Annotated in this window: 14 protein-coding genes; 10 read left to right on the top strand and 4 right to left on the bottom strand. The window is 54.2% G+C overall.

The window, feature by feature from the left end; translation table 11 throughout:
• Positions 1–147: 147 nt before the first annotated feature.
• On the bottom strand, positions 148–1,293 hold the full coding sequence (locus ACP7AJ_RS11490) for an acyl-CoA dehydrogenase family protein (RefSeq protein WP_426060346.1): 1,146 nt from the start codon (positions 1,291–1,293) through the stop codon (positions 148–150).
• Positions 1,294–1,542: 249 nt separating this feature from the next.
• Here ACP7AJ_RS11490 and ACP7AJ_RS11485 point away from each other — a divergent pair, with 249 nt between their 5' ends.
• The 6 genes from ACP7AJ_RS11485 to ACP7AJ_RS11460 all read left to right on the top strand — a co-directional run bounded on the left by ACP7AJ_RS11485 (position 1,543) and on the right by ACP7AJ_RS11460 (position 9,466).
• Positions 1,543–2,469: a polysaccharide biosynthesis/export family protein gene (locus tag ACP7AJ_RS11485; protein ID WP_426060345.1), complete on the top strand. Its 927-nt coding sequence runs from the start codon at positions 1,543–1,545 to the stop codon at positions 2,467–2,469.
• Between the two features lie 65 nt (positions 2,470–2,534).
• Positions 2,535–5,042: a polysaccharide biosynthesis tyrosine autokinase gene (locus ACP7AJ_RS11480; protein WP_426060344.1), complete on the top strand. Its 2,508-nt coding sequence runs from the start codon at positions 2,535–2,537 to the stop codon at positions 5,040–5,042.
• Between the two features lie 7 nt (positions 5,043–5,049).
• Positions 5,050–5,820 carry a tyrosine-protein phosphatase gene (locus ACP7AJ_RS11475; protein ID WP_426060343.1) on the top strand — a complete coding sequence of 257 codons (771 nt, stop codon included), beginning with the start codon at positions 5,050–5,052 and terminating at the stop codon, positions 5,818–5,820.
• 13 nt (positions 5,821–5,833) lie between these two features.
• Complete coding sequence (locus tag ACP7AJ_RS11470) at positions 5,834–6,856, top strand: NAD-dependent epimerase/dehydratase family protein (RefSeq protein WP_426060342.1); 1,023 nt, start codon at positions 5,834–5,836, stop codon at positions 6,854–6,856.
• Between the two features lie 168 nt (positions 6,857–7,024).
• Positions 7,025–8,422 (top strand): tetratricopeptide repeat protein, encoded by a 1,398-nt coding sequence (locus ACP7AJ_RS11465; RefSeq protein WP_426060341.1) that lies wholly within the window; start codon positions 7,025–7,027, stop codon positions 8,420–8,422.
• A gap of 213 nt (positions 8,423–8,635) precedes the next feature.
• A complete protein-coding gene (locus ACP7AJ_RS11460; RefSeq protein WP_426060340.1) occupies positions 8,636–9,466 on the top strand; it encodes a phosphosulfolactate synthase in 831 nt (276 codons plus the stop codon).
• An 83-nt stretch (positions 9,467–9,549) separates the two neighbouring features.
• On the opposite strand, the gene ACP7AJ_RS11455 is transcribed toward ACP7AJ_RS11460, so the two are convergent.
• The gene (locus ACP7AJ_RS11455; RefSeq protein WP_426060339.1) at positions 9,550–11,883 is read right to left on the bottom strand and encodes a T9SS type A sorting domain-containing protein; all 2,334 of its coding nucleotides are present in this window, start codon (positions 11,881–11,883) and stop codon (positions 9,550–9,552) included.
• A gap of 445 nt (positions 11,884–12,328) precedes the next feature.
• Positions 12,329–12,589 (bottom strand): hypothetical protein, encoded by a 261-nt coding sequence (locus ACP7AJ_RS11450; protein WP_426060338.1) that lies wholly within the window; start codon positions 12,587–12,589, stop codon positions 12,329–12,331.
• Positions 12,590–13,207: 618 nt separating this feature from the next.
• On the opposite strand from ACP7AJ_RS11450, the gene ACP7AJ_RS11445 reads away from it, so the two are divergent.
• Both ACP7AJ_RS11445 and ACP7AJ_RS11440 read left to right on the top strand, forming a co-directional pair.
• A complete protein-coding gene (locus tag ACP7AJ_RS11445; protein ID WP_426060337.1) occupies positions 13,208–13,885 on the top strand; it encodes a DedA family protein in 678 nt (225 codons plus the stop codon).
• Between the two features lie 213 nt (positions 13,886–14,098).
• Positions 14,099–14,842: a shikimate dehydrogenase family protein gene (locus ACP7AJ_RS11440; protein ID WP_426060336.1), complete on the top strand. Its 744-nt coding sequence runs from the start codon at positions 14,099–14,101 to the stop codon at positions 14,840–14,842.
• 98 nt (positions 14,843–14,940) lie between these two features.
• Here ACP7AJ_RS11440 and wrbA read toward each other — a convergent pair whose 3' ends face one another.
• A complete protein-coding gene (gene wrbA, locus ACP7AJ_RS11435; protein WP_426060335.1) occupies positions 14,941–15,555 on the bottom strand; it encodes an NAD(P)H:quinone oxidoreductase in 615 nt (204 codons plus the stop codon).
• A gap of 360 nt (positions 15,556–15,915) precedes the next feature.
• Between wrbA and ACP7AJ_RS11430 the strand changes: the two genes are divergently transcribed.
• Together ACP7AJ_RS11430 and ACP7AJ_RS11425 are read left to right on the top strand one after the other, a co-directional pair.
• Positions 15,916–16,572 carry an RNA polymerase sigma factor gene (locus ACP7AJ_RS11430; protein WP_426060334.1) on the top strand — a complete coding sequence of 219 codons (657 nt, stop codon included), beginning with the start codon at positions 15,916–15,918 and terminating at the stop codon, positions 16,570–16,572.
• Entirely contained in the window at positions 16,562–18,226 is a 1,665-nt protein-coding gene (locus tag ACP7AJ_RS11425) for a hypothetical protein (RefSeq protein WP_426060333.1), read from the top strand. The genes ACP7AJ_RS11430 and ACP7AJ_RS11425 overlap by 11 nt, the downstream gene beginning before the upstream one ends.
• The last annotated feature ends 91 nt before the right edge of the window (positions 18,227–18,317 follow it).

The following is an 18,317-nucleotide window of genomic DNA, read 5'->3' as shown; positions in this document are numbered from 1 at the left end:
CTATTTAAGAACGTCATGCTGAGCGGAGTCGATGACTTTATAGGGCATTGCCAACAAAGCGCCTGTCCCAATGAAGCACGAAACTTTTTATCGCTGCAGAACTTGTCCTTGCTTTGATAAGCAATTTCGCACCCGAGGTGTGCAAGGTTATTTCAGCAGTGCCCGGGCAATTACCAGTTTCTGGATTTCGCTGGTGCCTTCGCCGATGGTGCACAACTTGGCATCGCGGTAGTACTTCTCTGCCGGATAGTCCTTGGTGTAGCCGTAGCCGCCAAAAATCTGGACGCCTTCGTTGGCAACACGTACGCTCACTTCGGATGCGTAGAGTTTGGCCATGGCCGATTCCAAGTTCACGTTCAGGCCGCGGTCTTTCATGTCGGCTGCGCGGTACGTGAGTTGGCTAGCCGCCTCGATTTCGGTGGCCATGTCTGCCAGTTTAAAGGCAATCCCCTGAAAACTGCTGATGGGCTGGTTGAACTGGTGACGCTCTTTGCTGTACTGCGTAGCAGCTTCAAAGGCTCCTTGGGCAATGCCCAGGCTCAAAGCCGCGATGCTGATGCGGCCGCCGTCGAGCACCTTCAACGACTGCACAAAGCCATCGCCCACCTTGCCGATAACGTTCTCCTTGGGCACTTTGCAATCTGTGAAAATCAACTCGGTGGTTTCCGAAGCCCGCATGCCGAGCTTGTCCTCTTTGCGGCCGGCTTCAAAGCCCGGCGTTCCGCGCTCGATGATGAAGGCCGTCATGCCGTGCGAGTCGCCAACTTCGCCGGTGCGCACAATGACCACGGCCACGTTGCCGGATTTGCCGTGCGTGATGAAGTTTTTTGCACCGTTAATGATATAATAATCCCCGCTCTCATCGAGCACGGCCGTGGTGCGCATGTTGCCGGCGTCGGAGCCCGTGTTCGGCTCGGTTAAGCCCCAGGCGCCAATCCACTCGCCCGAAGCAAGCTTGGGCAGGTACTTCTGCTTTTGCTCTTCGGAAGCATGCTGCAGGATGTGGCCGGTACATAGTGAGTTGTGTGCCGCCATGCTCAGGCCGATGCTGCCGTCAATTTTGGCTAGTTCGGCAATAGCTGTCACGTACTCCATGTAACCAAAGCCAGAGCCGCCATACTGCTGAGGTACCAGCACGCCCATTAGGCCCAGTTCGCCGAGCTTATGAAATATATCAATGGGGAACTCCTGGCTCTCATCCCATTTCATCATGTTGGGTTTGATGTGCTGGGCGCCAAAATCGCGCACCATTTGCGCAATCATGGTTTGGTTTTCGGTGGCTACGGCTTCCATGTAAAGGGAAATAGTGGTGGGATTTGAGAGAAGTGGAGTGAAGTATGACCTTAACCACTAAATGTGGCTTTTGGCTCCGCGAAAGTACGATTTAAGCCGTTGAAAAAGACACGAGAGCTACCCCGCGTAACAAGCTGTAGTTGAATGGGCACGCCAAAAGCGTTACTTTTGAGGCTTTTTGAAGATAATCTGGCTTGAAAGGGCCATTCTTTTCATTTTTCCTCTTCGCTCCTCTTCCAATTGGCCTTCATGCCGACTTCTTTTCTTCGTCGCCTTGGGCGGCTGTGGCTGCTAGCGTTGCCTGCCATGCTGCTCTTTTCGTCGTGTGCCAGCACGAAGTATTACAACCAGCGGACCCTGTTTAGGCTCACCGATAGCCAAGGCCGACAGTTGGACAGCACCAAATTACGCATCGCGGTGAACCGCTCCGAGCGTAATTATGTCATTCAACCCAATGACTTTTTGGAAGTACGGGTGAACACGAACAAGGGAGAGCGAATCCTTGACCCCAACGGAGAGTTGCAATTTGGCCAGCCTGCTGGTGGCTTACCCAGCCGTGCCGCTGCACCACCTGTCGGCGGGCGGGGTCCCGTACGCAACACGGGCCAAGGAGCAGGTGCAGCATCTGGTGGCTCTGAGTTTTTGGTGCAGGCAGATGGGATTGTGAAACTTCCAATGGTAAATCTGGTGCGGGTGAGCGGTCTGACCCTTCTGGAGGCTGACAGTGTGTTGGCAGGGCTCTATAATGAATTTTATAAGGATGCTTTCGTAACCACTCGGGTAACGAACAACCGAGTAATTGTGTTGGGGGCTACTGGAGGCCAAGTCGTTGCTCTCACAAATGACAATATGAACCTGCTTGAAGTATTGGCATTGGCAGGTGGGGTAGACGGCAACGGTGGCGGTGGTTCTGGTTTGTATCGCAACGGTGGTCGAGCCAATAACATTCGCATTATTCGGGGCGACTTGAAGAACCCTCGCGTTCAACAAATTGATTTATCAACTTTGGACGGCATGCGAAGGGCTAATTTACAGGTGGAGCCGAATGACATTGTTTACGTTGAGCCAATTCGCCGCCCGCTTCTTGACGCCCTAGTTGACATTAGCCCTATAATTAGTTTAACATCCGTCTTACTTACCACTACTTTCTTTATTATCAGCCAAGTAAGAAGGTAATATCCTTTGGAGCAGATATGCTCCTTATCATTTTATTATAGCCTTAACTTGGCGCTATCACCACAATGGCCATAAACGAGAATACCGAATTAGAGGAACTCATCCGTAACGCGACCGGCGGAAGTGCGGCTCCCCCGGAGACTCCTGCCTCTAGCGGGGCCGACACTGAGGATGACTCGGCCAGTTTGGATATATCTACCCTTGTGCTAGTAGCTCGGCGCAGCTTGTTGTGGCTGATTTTGCTGATTGCGCTAGGCCTCACGGCTTCATGGCTGTACCTGCGATACACCAAACCCGTTTATAAGTCGCAGTCACTGCTCAAAATCGACGAGCGTAACGAAGGCAGCGCCTTAGGGCTAGCAGGTCAAATGGCACCTGTTGCGGCTGATAAAGGGCGAGGTAGCAAGCTAGCCGGTGAAGTGGAAGTAATTAAATCCAATATCATTTATCAACGGCTTAAGGATTCTTTAGCTCTTGATGTTAATTACTACGTGCAGGGTACTGTCCTTGAGTCCGAACTGTACGGCACATCGCCTTTCCGGGTATTATATAAGATTACCGACCCAGCCCTTTACAACCGCAAGTTTGATTTGAAATTCATCAATCAACAGCGGTTCACTCTTGAATTTATGGGCCAAGGCAGCTCCATAAGCGGGGAGTATGCATTAGGACAGACCGTCGACTTACCCGGTGTCACTTTGCAAGTATTCGGCACTCCGGCGCTTAAAGGAAATGTGCAAGAAGAAAACTACCACTTCACTATTCTGAGTGATAATGCCGTCAATCAGTACTTAGATAAAAACTTGGCGGTGGAAATAGTCAATCCGGAAGCGAACACTATCCAGATTTCCTTTAACGATTTCAACCCTACCAAGGCACAGGACATTGTTAATAAAATTGACTCTTTGTACCTAGTGGAGAAGGTAACGCGTAAAAATGAAGCGACGCGGAATCAACTCAAATTTCTGGACCAAATCCTCGATGAAAATGGTCAAAACCTGGAGCGAGCAGAAGACCGACTGCAAAGTTTCGTTCAGAAAACGGGCACTTATGATACGAAAGCTGAATTGGAGGCTATTTCTGGCAAAATGGAGAAGCTAGAAGCAGACCGCCTAAAGCTCACCGATAAGATGAGCTTGCTGACCGAAATAGAGCAAATGGCCCGCCAAGACCGCTTGACCCGCGACGAAACCCAAACCGTGGAGCAGAGCATGCCAGCCATCGCAGGCATTGAAGACCCGCAACTACTTCAGCAGCTCAACGAGTTGAATAACCTTCAATGGAACCTGCGACGGATTTCGCGTTCCTATACTGATAAAACTGAAACTGTACAGCGGAACAAGGCCGACATTGAATATGCCCGAACGGCCGTCAGTCGCCTGCTTAAACAGAATCAAAAGCTACTACGTAGCGAGCTTAGCCGGCTCGACCAGCAGCGAAACCGCCTTAACGGCGACCTGCAAAGCCTCCCCGCTAAGGGTACCGAACTGGCCCGTCTCCAGCGCCCTATGGGCCTGTATGATAAGTTTTTTCTGCAGTTAATGGACCGCAAAGTTCAGTTTAATATTGAACAAGCTGGTACGACAGCTGACTTTCAAATTCTTTCGCCGGCTTCGCCTCCTTCTGCGCCTATATCTCCCAATCGACTTATCGTGTATGCCTCAGGGCTTGCAGGGGGGCTGCTACTCGGCCTGGGGTTGATTGCAGTGCGCTACTTTATGCACAATACCGTTACCAATGTGCGGGAGCTAGAGCGTAACACTAAGGCATCAGTATTAGGCATTATACCAACCTACGACAAGGAGAAAATGGAAGTTTCCCGACTCGTGGTAGATAAGAATCCGAAATCGGCTATATCCGAGTCTATTCGCTCCATTCGAACCAACTTGGACTTCATTAGTTCCGCGAAGAAGAAGCGGATGATTTCAGTAACATCAACTATTTCCGGGGAAGGCAAGACGTTCGTTACTGTCAACTTGGGTGGCATTATCGCTCTTTCGGGGCAACGGGTTATTATTCTCGACCTGGACATGCGTAAGCCCAAGGTGAACCTTGCCTTTGGTGCCCAAAACGTGAAGGGAGTAAGCACTATCCTTATCGAGCGGCATAGCATTCAGGAATGCATACAGCCCACCTCCATCGAGTCGATGCAGTTTATTTCGGCGGGCCCGACTCCTCCGAATCCGTCGGAGCTAATTCTCAGCGATAAGTTCGACCTAATGATTCAGGAGTTGTTTCAGACTTACGATGTTATTCTGATTGATACTCCCCCCGTAGGTTTGGTAACGGACGGTATCCTAATAATGCGCAAGGCTGATATTCCGCTATATATTGTGCGGGCAGAGTACTCTCGCAAGGCCTTTATCAAGAACATGAACCGGCTTATGCGCAGCAATAATCTCACGCGCATGTGCACCATTCTCAATGATGCCAGCACACGCGGCTCTGGGTACGGTTACGGGTATGGCTACGGGTACGGATACGGATACGGGGCTTATGGGCAAGGGTATTACGAAGAGCCAGAGGCTCGGCCGCTGACCTTTAGCGAAAAGCTTAAGAAGTTTTTCAACTGATTAGCTAATGGCTTCGCTTCTGCAACGGCTTTTTGGTGGTAAGCCGGCAGCACCGGTGGTTCTACCTACTCTCGCGGGGCTGGAAGCCGATATGCACTCGCACTTATTGCCCGGCCTTGACGATGGAGCCGAGACCTTGGAGCACTCGCTGGACCTTCTGCGGGCCCTTCGCAGCATGGGGTTCCGTAAATTGATAATGACGCCCCACATCATGGGCGACTTTTACAAAAACACCCCCGAAGGAGTGCGGGCAGCCCTACAGGTGCTGCGCGAAGCTGCCGCAACCGCAGGGCTGGGTGACGTGGCACTTGAGTGCGCAGCAGAATATTACCTCGACGAGTTTCTGGGCCGGAAGCTGGCCGATGGCACCGAGATGCTCACTTTTGGCGGCGAAAAGCGCTATCTGCTTTTTGAGACGTCGTACATGAACGAGCCGCTCAATCTGTTCGAAATCATCTTCGAACTCAAAGCACAAGGGTATACCCCAGTGTTGGCGCATCCGGAACGCTACACGTACTTATACGGTCGCTTTGCCGAGATTGAAAAAATGCGCCGCGACTACGGTGTACTCTTACAGGTCAATTTAAATTCGCTCGCTGGTTACTATTCTCCGGCCGCTAAAAAGGTTGCTGAAGAGCTAATAGATAAAGAACTAGTGGATTTCGTAGGCACCGACACCCATCATTTGCGCCACACCGAAACCTTGCTGCACAGGACGCTTCCCCAGCCCTATATGCAGAAGCTGCTGCAACTGCCGCTGCTCAATAAAACGCTTTGAGCCAATTTATTACATGATTTTTGTTACCGGCGGTACTGGCCTGATTGGTTCTTTTTTGTTGCAGGGCCTGCGGGCACGCGGGCTTGCGGTGCGGGCTCTGCACCGGGGAGCAATCCCGGCCGATGCGGCCCCGGGTGTAGAATGGATAGCGGGCGACTTGCTTGATACCGACTTACTCCGGGCTGCCCTCACGCCCGATGTTACGCATGTATTTCACTGCGCAGGCTTGGTTTCCTATGCCCCGCAGGACGAGGATTTGCTTCTGAAAGTGAACGTGCAGGGCACCGCGGCCGTCGTTGATGCCTGCTTAGAGCGGCCGGGAATTCGGCTGGCGCACGTCTCGTCGGTGGCCGCGCTGGGTAGCCATACGGCGGGCAGCAGCGGAGGCCCCAATGACGTGCGTACTGTGACCGAGAAAAATACCTGGGACCTGGGTGCGGCCCATCCGGCTTATGCTACTTCCAAGTACTTGGGGGAGCTTGAGGTATGGCGCGGTGTGGCCGAAGGCTTATCGGCCATCATTGTCAATCCATCGGTAGTGCTGGGGCCGGGCAACTGGCATCGCAGCAGCACCCGACTGCTGCGCTATGCTCACCAGCAGCACCGCTTTTACACCCGTGGACTGGTAAATTTTGTGGACGTGCGCGATGTCGTGGCGTATCTTATTGCTCTCGCCCTCGACCAGCCACAGCTAAGCGGCGAGCGCTACATAGTGAGCGCCGAAGCCGTGCCGCTGGCCGATTTTTTTCGGCAGGCGGCCGCGGCTATGAACCGCCGGGCGCCAAGCGTAGGGGTGCCCGATTGGGCAGCCGAAATTATCTGGCGCCTAGAACACGCCCGGGCAATTATAACCGGCGCCCGGCCCCTAATCACCAAAGACACAGCCCGCGCCGGCCGCCGGCCGGTGGTATATGCGCATGCTAAAGTACAAAGCGCTACGGGTCTCGGATTCCGTCCGTTAGCCGATACTTTGGCGTGGTGCGCAGCCAAATTAGCGGCGAACACGACCATCTCCCCGGCGGTTATCGTATCTTAGCAACAACCGGATTGCACGGTTTTAGCTAAGTTTTGTTATTATTGATAGAGAACTGATAAAGTGGAGTGGAACGGCGTTTGCGTGCGAATTGGTGACCAGAATTAGCTGTCGCATTAGGCCGTCCACAAAACCAGATTAATCCACTTACCTAACTGCGGTTTTATGCGCATGAACGAACATTTTGAAAACCACCGGGCCGTGTTGGATGTCGTGCGTCGTTTTGAGCGCATGGTGGCCCAACAAGAGCCTGTTTTCTTTGATTTGGAGGACTTTGAGAACATCATTGACCACTACGTCACCAATGCAGAATTTGATAAGGCCCTGCAAGCCTGCGAAGCAGCCCTCGGCCAATACCCTTTTTCAACCGAACTCCTCATTGACCGCGCCCAGGTGACTGCCATGCGCGGCGACTACACCGAAGCCGAACGACAGATTGACGAAGTAGCGGCCCTCGACCCGACCAATGCCGATGTGGCTGTGACGCGGGGCATCATCAGCACGCAGCGGGGTGAGTTTGCGCAGGCCGTCGAGTTTTTCCGGGCCGGCCTGGAGCAGGAGCCCGAGCGCGAAGACATTCACTTCAACCTCGGGCTAGCGTTTCAAAGCTGGCAGAAATTCAAAAGCGCGGCCAAGCACTACAAGCAAAGCCTGCGTCTCAACCCCGATAATGAAACCGGCGTCCAGGAATTGCTGCACTGCCTGGATATTACCGGACGGCTGGAGGAGCACGAGGAATTTTTCAAAGGCTTCACTGACGACGACCCGTATTCTGCTACGGCTTGGTATAACCTGGGGCAGTACTGGTATCGGCGTGAGGACTTTAACAAAGCGGCCGAGGCGTTTGACTATGCGGTGGTAATCTGCCCCGATTTCCACGATGCTCACCACTGGCTGGCCGACACCTTTGTGTGCCAGCAGGAGTACAAGAAAGCTATTCAGGAGTTTGAGTTGGCTTACCCGGCGGGCGAGCCAACTGATGAGGCCCTGTGCAACATTGGGGAGTGCTACGAGAAGCTGCGCGAGTGGGAGCCCGCTCGCCGTTACTACCACCAGGCCCTTGAAATTAATCCGGAGATGGACGAGGCTTGGTTTGGGCAGGGTGTGCTGCTACAGGAGCAGGGCCGCTGGTTCGAGGCCATCCATTACTTCCGCAAGGCCACCGAACTCTACGCTGAAAGCGGTGAGTATTGGTCGGCGTTGGGCGCGGCGGAGAACCAAGTGGGGAACGTGGTTAGCGCCCTCGAGTCGTACGAGAAAGCTACTGAGGTGGCCCCTGACGATGTGCAGGGTTGGGTGAACTGGAGTGCTATTCTTTATGAACAGGGTCACTTTTCTGAAGCCGTAGACCTCGTGCGCCACGCTGTGAACCTGCACCCCCACGAGGCGCACTTTCACTACATGCTGTGCGCCTACCAGCTGGCCGACGGCCGCCTGCGTGAAGCCTACGCGACGCTTGAAACTGCACTGACCCTCAATTATGAGCAACACGTGCTGCTGTTTGACTACTTCCCTGCCCTGCGCGAACAGCCTGGCCTAAAGAAGCTGATTGAGCAGTTCCGGAAGTAATTCCGGAGAACTGAGGCACCGTTCCAGCAACCGGGTCTGTTCAGTAATACCACATTCCATTACCTTATAGGTATTGCTTTACTTTTGTAGCCGCCCGCGTCCACGCGGGCGGCTATTTTTTTTGAAGACTTTCTCCCGTTGAGGTGTCTGCGCTCATACCAGCTCCCTCCCTTCCTCACCCCATCCGTACACCCCAAATTTGCAAAACAACGCATGAATTACGACCTCTCTCAACTGCCCGAGCGCACCCCCAAACCCCGCGAGCAAGGCTACACAATGATGATGGACAAGGGCCTGAGCCTGCGCGAAGTAGAAGACTTCTTGGAAGTGGGCGGAGCCTACACCGACGTGGTTAAGCTGGGCTGGGCCACTTCCTACGTGGTGCCCAACCTCAAGCGCAAGCTTGAAATTTACCGGGCTGCCGACATTCCCGTATACTTCGGAGGTACGTTGTTTGAGGCATTTATTATTCGTAACCAGTTCGACGATTATCGCCGCCTGCTGGACACCTACGGCATGGAGTACGCCGAAGTATCCGACGGCAGCATCGACCTCGCTCACGAGCGCAAATGCGAGTACATCCGCGAACTAAGCAAGGCCGTGCGCGTGCTGAGCGAAGTGGGCTCGAAAGACGCCGAGAAAATCATTCCGCCCTACAAATGGATTGCCCAGATGGAAACCGAGCTAGCGGCCGGTGCCATCAAGGTGATTGGCGAAGCCCGGGAGGGCGGCAACGTGGGCTTGTTTCGCAGCACGGGCGAGGTCCGCTCGGGCCTGGTCGAAGAAATCCTGACCAAGATTCCTTCGGAGAAGATTCTGTGGGAGGCCCCGCAGAAAGCGCAGCAGGTGTGGTTCATCAAGCTGCTGGGTGCCAACGTGAACCTGGGCAACATAGCTCCCAACGAAGTAGTAAGCCTCGAAACTATCCGCTTGGGCTTGCGCGGCGACACCTTTTCGCACTTTCTCGACATGGACGCCGTCGACCCCATGTTCCGACCTGCGGCCAAGACGGGCAAGCCCGGCACGTCTATGCCCCGCGGTTAGCCCTTATGTTGGAGCAGCAAGCGCGCTAACAAAAAGGCCGGACTCCTGTGGAGTCCGGCCTTTTTGTTAGCGCGCTTGCTGCTTTATTGCTTCTGCACCTTGAAGCTCTGCACTTTGCCCGAAGGCATGGTCAGCTGCACTATGTATATGCCGGCTCTTAAGCCGTCAAGGCTCTTAAACGACAAGGTAGAAGCAGTGCCATCTAACTGCACTTGTTGAGTTTGAATCACCCGACCTGCCAAGTCGCTCAGGCGCAGCACGGCCACGCCACTGCCTACCACCGAGACCGAGAGGTTATCGGTGAACGGGTTAGGGTAGGCCAGCAAGGCGGCAGCCGTAGCGTGGGTGTTGCTCTCAAAGTTAACCGCTCGCACAGGCAAAATGGCATCTTTGCCGTCCAGGTCCACTTGGTGGAGGCGGTAGTAACGAATACCTGATTTGCTGGCTTCAGCATCGACGAAGCGGTAGGATTGGGCACTTGAAGCGTTGGCATTCAGGCTGGCCACAAAGCCCAGGTTGCGGAATGACTTACCGTCTGTGGACACCTGTACATTAAAGCCCTTGTTGTTTTTCTCCGTCGCAGTCGTCCACGTCAGTACCGCATCAGCACCGAAACGCTTCGCGTCAAAGGCAATCAGGGTTACTGGCAAGGGATTTTTTTTGTCGCCCAGGGTGAGGGTAAAGCGGGTTAAACTTGGCAAATCAAGACGGGTAACCGTGTTATTACCGGCATTGAGCGTACCAAAAACTGGCGTGTACGGAGGACCGTTGTCCCTAGAACGAAACATGGTCAAATTTTCTTCGGGAATTCCATTCAACTCATCTTCTGAATCGAGATAGTGAAAGACTACTGAGAGCGCTGCCCCAGCAAAGCTCGGGTTTTCACTGTCCAATGCATTGTCTACTATGTACTGGCGTTTAACAGGCTTTGCAACAATACCATTGGTGGAAGTTGGGCTTTGAAGCGGGTCTCCAACGATGCGAAAAATAATGAGACTTGGTATAGAATTGAAGTTAGCAGTAACATCCAAGCCAATATTTCCAAAAGGGGCCTTTACACCATTGGAAACCTTTTGGTCGGCACGGAGCACCCCCTTAATGTAAGAGGTCTTCGTTTCCGCATAGCCACTCTCCTGATTGATAATTGCCGACGAACCTAGGTCGATAAGTGACTGCAGAGTGGTATCAAAAACCGGTTCCAATGACCCTGAATTAGGGTCTTCAAAAGCCGACTGTATAATTACTCCTTTTTGAGCGTCAGCTGGTTGAAAAGAAATGGTATTGCCTGGAGCAAGGGTACTGGTCACAGACTTTACGCCTGAGCCTGCAACCACCACGTCTGGCACTCCCAAACGACCAGTGATAATCTGATTAGCTCCTGCTAGCACAATAGTTGAATTTTTGCTAGGATTTCTTACGCCAGGTGCCAAAGTCACGGTGCCCCGGAGGCCACCAGCGTTTTGACGTATATTACCAAAGACCGTAAGGGTGGCTTGTTCAATGGTTACTTCTCCGCGCGAGGAATTGTTCTGGCCTTGTAAAGTAAGATTATTTACTGCGTAGTAAAAGTTCAGATTATCCAAAAGAGGATATACGCGGAACACCCCAATTTCCCTTTCTGGAATGAAAGCATCTGAACTCGCCTGGGGTACACCATTGCTCCAGTTGCCCGGATTTGTCCAGTCGGTACTGCCACTGCCAACGCCAGCCGATGTGGCGGTCTGACCTACATTGGGAGCAGTGCTAATCCACGTCGAACTGCCTCCGGAAGGAGTAACCAGAGGTACCTTAACCCTAAAGAAAGCTTTGTAACCTACGGGAGGAATGTTGTTGCTCGAAGCTGGGTCTGAATACGCCCCTGTTAGGCTGCCGTCCTTCCATTCCCCTCTAAAATAAATTTCGACTGTATATGTGCCCCCACCCAGCACGGCTGGCTGATTGAGTAAATCTATTGTGGTGCTAGCCTGGTGGCTTACATTAGCATCATTGGCAGTAGAGCCTACCAAGTTGAGAAATGTCCGCGAAAATGATGGCAAGCTCGCTGTACTTGTTCCGTTAAGGTAAACCCGATAATAAACTGCATTGGAGGTGATATCAGTGCCTCCGCTGTTTGTTAAAGTTGATGCTGCCGTAAGAACCAAACTACCCTGGCCAGGACCTGCAGTCTGTTCAAACGCTGCTCCACTGCCAAAATCCGCACCCTCAATTTTTGGGCTTCCCAACAATCCATTATATGTCCTAGAAGAAGGGGAGCCGCCAGTTGGTGAGGCACTAACAGTAATATCCGTTGCTTTATATCTCTGTGCTTGAACCGTCTGTGACGTGCTCAAGCCAACAAATAAAGCAAATAGTGGAATAAGGGGACTAAGAAAGCGACGCTGCCGTAACAGCTTTTGAGTAAAGGTTAATGTTCGCATGGAATCAGGAAATTGAATGAAAATTAGAAGAAGGACGCATTTTTCGCGTACCCAATGAGGCGCATATACGCAGAAGGAAATAAAAAGTATGGCTGGACAAAAAAAATTAATTTGATTTATTAAATGGTACAAAACCGCTATCTACCTGCATTTCAGAAGTTACTATAAAGTTCTAACTGTTCTTGTTATTTTGTTGACTATCATTTCCAGTCCCGTCTTAGAGTAGCCACCTATCATGGCAAGGGGCACCATCAATCAGTTACAGGAGTCGACCAGAAGCAGCAGTATCATGATGATAAAAAATTCAATAGATAAATTTACAAAAAGGGTTTTAAGCAGAAGGAATCGAAGTTGTCTTTATTCGTTCAAATGTGCCGCTCACATCCATCATCTCGAGGTAATGTTGCTTGATATTGAGGAGGTGCATGGAGCCAAAAAATTGAACTTATCGGAGTTGCTCCATGCTCTCCATGAGCACTGCACTGGGAAAGTTGTAGATGAAGGCTGCGAAGTAGCGGCGGCTCGACTTGACCTTGCGGGGGAGCAAGGCGTTCATCTCCATGGCCAGCCCGCGACACTGCGACGCCCGAATGCCCCACACTTTGCGGTCTTCGTAGTTGCAGGCATGGGCCATGTTGGTGCCAAGCACCAGCAGCAAGCTGAGCAGGATACTCAGATTGGAAAGGTATTCGCGGCCAGTTTTCACATTAAGGGAATGAAAAAGAATGCTGGTAACCGCTACCGCCAACCAACCCGTAGGTTCCGAACAGCGCCACACACTTCAATAGCAACCGAATAACTGCGGAGGTCTGATAGTGCTGCAAGGCGCGCAACCAGTCACCATCCTAGTAAAACGTCATCTTATAAGGCGTAGAATTTTAGTCTTGCAACGGGCAATGTATTGTTTGATGATGAGGCTATCTAAGCACGACGTCAGCCCGGAACGAGTTCCATCCTGCCGCACTGTTCATAGGTCATGCCAATTTTAAACTAGGGTGTGGCCAGGCGGCTGCGGGCTAACACTAGCAGCTGCGCTATAGCAAGTAATACCGCATATATACAGACAGTTACAATATTTAATTTGAACTAGAAAAGATTTAACAAATATATTACCGCATTCTCAGAAGCAGTAAAAAACCTAAATAAAAACGGTTGAGCTTCCCAAAAATCATACCTAGCCGTGAACTTTGGAAAATCATAGCCTTGGAAGCCCACTAAGTGGCCCCAGAACCCAAGCGAAATCAGGAAGCTACGCCCAGCCGTTGGGCAGAACGCAGGCAATTCGGCCGCAGCCGGTTTTCTTTGTAGTTCACTTACGCCCGGCATGGAACTACTCAAGCATTTTTTCGACATCATCCTGCACCTCGACGTGCACCTCAAACTCCTGGTAAACGAATACGGCAGCCTCACCTACCTTATTCTGTTCCTCATCATCTTCACCGAGACAGGCGTTATCGTGTTTCCCTTCCTGCCCGGCGACTCGCTGCTGTTTGTGGCCGGCACCCTGGCCGCGCAGCCCAACCTGCAAACCGGTGAGCCCCTGCTCAACGTCGTGATACTGATTCCGCTGCTAATGGCGGCGGCCTTTATCGGCGACAACCTCAACTACTTTGTGGGCGACTACCTCGGGCCCCGCGTGTTCCGGGAAAACTATAAATTCCTGAATCGCAAGTATCTTGACCAAACTCAGGCTTTCTATGCCAAGCACGGCGGCAAAACCATCATCATGGCGCGCTTTGTGCCCATCGTGCGCACATTTGCGCCCTTTGTAGCCGGCGTGGGCACCATGACCTACCGCTTCTTTTTAACCTATAGCATTGCGGGCGCGGCGCTGTGGGTGATTTCGCTGACGCTGGCGGGCTACTTCTTTGGCAACATTGCCTGGGTGCAGAAGAACTTCACGCTGGTCATCTACGGCATCATCCTCATCTCGATACTGCCGCCGCTGTGGTCGTATCTGAAAAGTAAGCTGAGCCCTCAGCCTGTTGTCGACGGCCAGTAAAGCCCTTGAAAGGGCGTTCCTGTTGGGTTAACCAACTACCAACACACGCTCGCCAAACCAGGGCTTAGGTCAATCTTTAGCTAAGGGAGGGCTAGCAGACAGCACAGCGTTTAAAATTGTAATATGTTAGCCAGACCGCCCCACCATTTGCTTGGCTGGGGCGGTTTTTTTGTGTTATTTTGGGTCAATTTTCTTCTACCAAATTATTACAGCATGCGTCAGTTTGGGCTTATTGGCCGTACCCTCAGCCACTCGTTTTCGCAGACCTACTTCACCCAGAAGTTCTACTCGCTGCAGCTGGCCGAGCATCAATACGACCTGTTTGAGCTGGCAACCATTGGGGAATTGCCGGGCTTGGTGGCTGCACATCCCAACTTGGTGGGCCTGAACGTGACCGTGCCTTATAAGGAACAAGTGGTGCCTTACTTAGACAAGCTGGCTCCCTCTGCCAGCCGGGTCGGCGCGGTGAATGTGATTGAGTTCAGCGCAGAGGGCCAACTGATAGGCCACAACACCGATTATATTGGCTTTCGGGATTCGCTACGCACGTTTTGCCCGCTACGCGGCGAGGACGCCCGGGCCCTGATACTGGGCAACGGCGGAGCCGCCAAAGCCGTGGAGGTAGCCCTGCATGACCTCAACATTCCCTACTGGAACGTGACGCGCCAACCCTTGGGCCCCGGCCTGACCTATGAGGACGTGACCCCGGAAATACTCGCCGCGCATCCGCTCATCGTCAATACCACGCCGCTCGGCACCTTTCCCCTGACCGACGAATGCCCCTGGTTGCCCTATCAGGCACTCACGGAACGTCATTATCTGTATGACCTAGTGTATAATCCCTCGGAAACGCTGTTTATGCTGAAAGGCAAAGAGGCCGGGGCACAGGTAAAAAATGGATTTGAAATGCTGTGCCTGCAGGCCGAAGCGGCCTGGGATATCTGGAACGCGCAATAGCCCGTTTGGTGGGCGTTTTGCACTGCTAATGGGCTGCGAACCTAATAAAAAAGGCCCGCCCCGTTGTGCAGGGCAGGCCTTGTTCCGGGAAGTCGGTCTTATTTAGCCGCCAGCTTCTTGGCAATTTCGGCCGTGTGCTTGCCTTGGAAGCGGGCGCCTTCGAGCTCATTCTCGCTGGCCCAGCGCTCGCCCTGGCCGCCGGTGACGGTGCTGGCGCCGTAGGGCGTGCCGCCCGTTACGGTTTCGTGGCCCATCTGGCCCTGCCAGGCGTAGGGCAGGCCTACAATCACGAAGCCGTGGTGCAGCAGTTCGGTATGGAAAGCGCGAATGGTGGTTTCCTGGCCGCCATGCTGAGTGGCGGTGCTCACAAATGCGCCGCCTACTTTACCCACCAGGGCACCGCTGGCCCAGAGGGCGCCGGTGCTGTCCATGTAAGCCTGCATCTGGCCGCACAAGTTGCCGTAGCGCGTGGGCGTGCCGAAGATAATGGCATCGTACTCGGTCAGTTCCTGAGGAGTAGCCACGGGCAGGTGCGAAAACGCTTTTTGGGCTTCGGTGGCGCCAATCTGGTCCAGGATGGATTGGGGCAGGGTTTCGGGCACCCGCTTAATCACTACTTCGTTGCCCTCAACCTGGCGGGCACCTTCGGCGACGGCTTCAGCCAGTTTCCAGATGTGACCATAGGTGGAATAAAACAGCACAAGAGTCTTCATAAAAAAGGGGAAAGGGTTGGAAAATAAAAACAGTAAAAAGGAAGCTTTTACATACGAGCCCAGCGAAAAAGATGTGGCCAGGCAATAATCAATGTATGTACACAGGTCATACTCCGTAAAGCCTTAAATGGTTGTCGCCCGCACTGATAATATCTTCGAAGTCCTGTTTTAGCCGGGCAACAATTTTTGGATGCTCAGCATGTTTATAGAGTCCTTGCAACCTTTTGGGGCCGACCGGCATCCAAGAGCAGCAGGCCACCTCCGGGCCGGGCTGTACTCCGCTTCGATTCGCCTTTCCATGCTGCAGAAAATGACCTTCTCTACCACTTCACCTGCCGGCAGGAGCTACCGGCTTTCGGCATGAGCGCCGCAGCTACCTGGTTTGCTTTTGGCGCCGACGACGTGCTGCCCGACCAGACGCCCGTGGCTCCGCGCCTGACGGCCAGCCGCAGCGCGGCCGCCACCGGACCGCCCAGCGAGGCCGAGCTGATTGACGGCTGCCTTCGCGGCCGGCAACTGGCCCAAAAGCTTCTCTACGACAAGTACGCTGGCAAAATGATGGCTGTCTGCCTGCGCTACGCCCAGACCACTTTTGAAGCGGAAGACGTGCTGCAGGAAGGCTTCATTACGGTGTTTCGGACACTGGCCAGCTTCCGCCGGGAGTGCCCACTGGAATTCTGGATTCGTCGTATTATGATTAACGCAGCCCTACGCCAGCACCGCCGCAACGCATCGCTGGTAGCAGTGAGCGACGGGGAGTACCCCCAGAGCCTGGCCAGCGAAGAGTTTACCCTTAGCAATTACAATTTCCAGGAGCTATTGGAGATGGTGCAGGAGCTGGCTCCGCGCTACCGCATGGTCTTCAACCTTTATGCTATCGAAGGCTACAACCACAAAGAAATCGGAGAATTATTAGGTATCACTGAGGGCACGAGCAAATCACAATATTCCCGGGCCCGGGTCATCTTACAAACTAAACTGGAACGCCTCGGCACTCCAACCCGCCATGTCAGCTAATCCTATCGAGGAAAATTCTACGCCTAAACCCACCGGCAGCCTAGAGGACCTATTTCGCCACCACCTGGGCGAAGAGGCCGCCGTGCCGCCGCGTCCCATGCTCTGGGACCAGATTGATAATACCCTGCTGGTTCGCCAAAACGAAACCTACCGCCGCCGCCTTGCGGCCACGCGGTGGGTAGCAGCCGCCAGCCTGCTGCTGGCCACCCTGGCCGGCACCGGCTGGTGGGCCCACCGAGCCGCCGATATGGCTGGCTCGCAAGTAGCTACTGCTACGCGCGCGACTGGCACGGACACCGGCACTTCGGCTCAGCGCGGCCACCAGGCAAACAACTCAAGCGGCGCAGAGAATGCGGCGGACGCGCCGGTCGCTGCCTCGCCCAATGCCTCTCTGAATAGTACCGCAGCAATGCGACGCAACGCTGCGGCCGGCTCGTCCGCGGCATCGGCGGCGGTAGCTGCCAACCCGGCAAGCCGTAATCCGGGGTTTGGCCCCGCATCGGCGGGCAAAGAATTAGCCAACCGCCGCGCGACCAGCAACTCGGCCAGCGGCCTGGGCATGGGCGGCACCAGCACCACTGGCGTTGCAGGCCCAGAGTCCAGCACTTCTATCAAGCAAGCACTGGCCGCACGCCCGACACAAATTGCTGCCACAGACAACGCCGGCCTGAACAGCGCAGCCGCTGCTGAGAAGGCATTGTTTGCAGCAACTCCCGTAACTACCGGAGCAGCCGTTGCCAGCGGCACGGCCACGACTGGAGCCGCAGCTGCTACGCCTGGCACGGCATCGCTTGCGCAATCAGCTTCTGCAACGGCCCCTGAACAGGTTAGCCTACTTGCTACGCACTCCGCTGCTCTGGGGACACCCGAAGCCGCGGCGCTCCCCAATGGCCTCGCCTTTTTATCTGTCGCCGAGTCCGAGCCGGTGCTCGCTGCCCAGCAATGGCACTACGGCGGCAGCTACACCGTGGGGGCCTTCAATCCTAACATCAACTTCTCCCGCACCGGCATCGAGCCCCAGTCCGACTACAACCCCGCCCTGGGCGCCGACTCTCCGGCCCTAACCGAAGCCGCAGCGGCTCAGTACCGCGAAAACCTGCGCCCCGGCCTCAGCCAGCGCCTTGCCCTGGTGGCAAAGCGCCACTTGGCCGGCCACTGGTCGTTGAGCACGGGTGCCGAATTCACCCAGGCCACTGCCAAATCGGCCTCGTCGTCGGCTTTTGTTGGCGAACAGCTGCTCGACTTAGGCCAGCTCACCAATGGTGCGATGCGCACCACTGATTTCCGCTACCGCACGGCCGGTATTCCCGTGGAGCTAAGCTACAGCAACCCTGCCAAGCGTGGCTGGAGCCTCTACGGCCGCATTGGCGGCGTGGTGAGCGCCCTGCTCGGCGTGCGCAGTGAGGTAGACGGCTTGCCCGAAGCTACCCGCACCTATTCCGTAGCCTCGGCCGGCACGCCCTACCGCCGGCTGCTGGGCAGCGTGCGTGGCGGAGCAGGCGCGCAATACCGCACCGGCGACTGGGGCTTCACGCTGGGGCCAGTAGCCGAGCTTGGCATCGTGCCTTTGAATGCCTATCCGGCCCAGGGCTTCATGGCTCAGAGCCGCCCCTATAGCTTCGGCGTGGAGGCTGGCGTGGAGTTCGGCCGGTAGCCTGTAGTTTCGAACGACAAACTCCCCTCTTCAGCTGAGGAGGGGATGTTCGAGCTAACGGCTTGGACGGGGGTGGTTATTCTGATGGCCC

Source organism: Hymenobacter sp. B1770 (assembly GCF_049896385.1).
Taxonomy (GTDB): domain Bacteria; phylum Bacteroidota; class Bacteroidia; order Cytophagales; family Hymenobacteraceae; genus Hymenobacter.
Note: the sequence above shows the minus strand (reverse complement) of the source record. Positions and strands in the feature narration are given on the sequence as shown.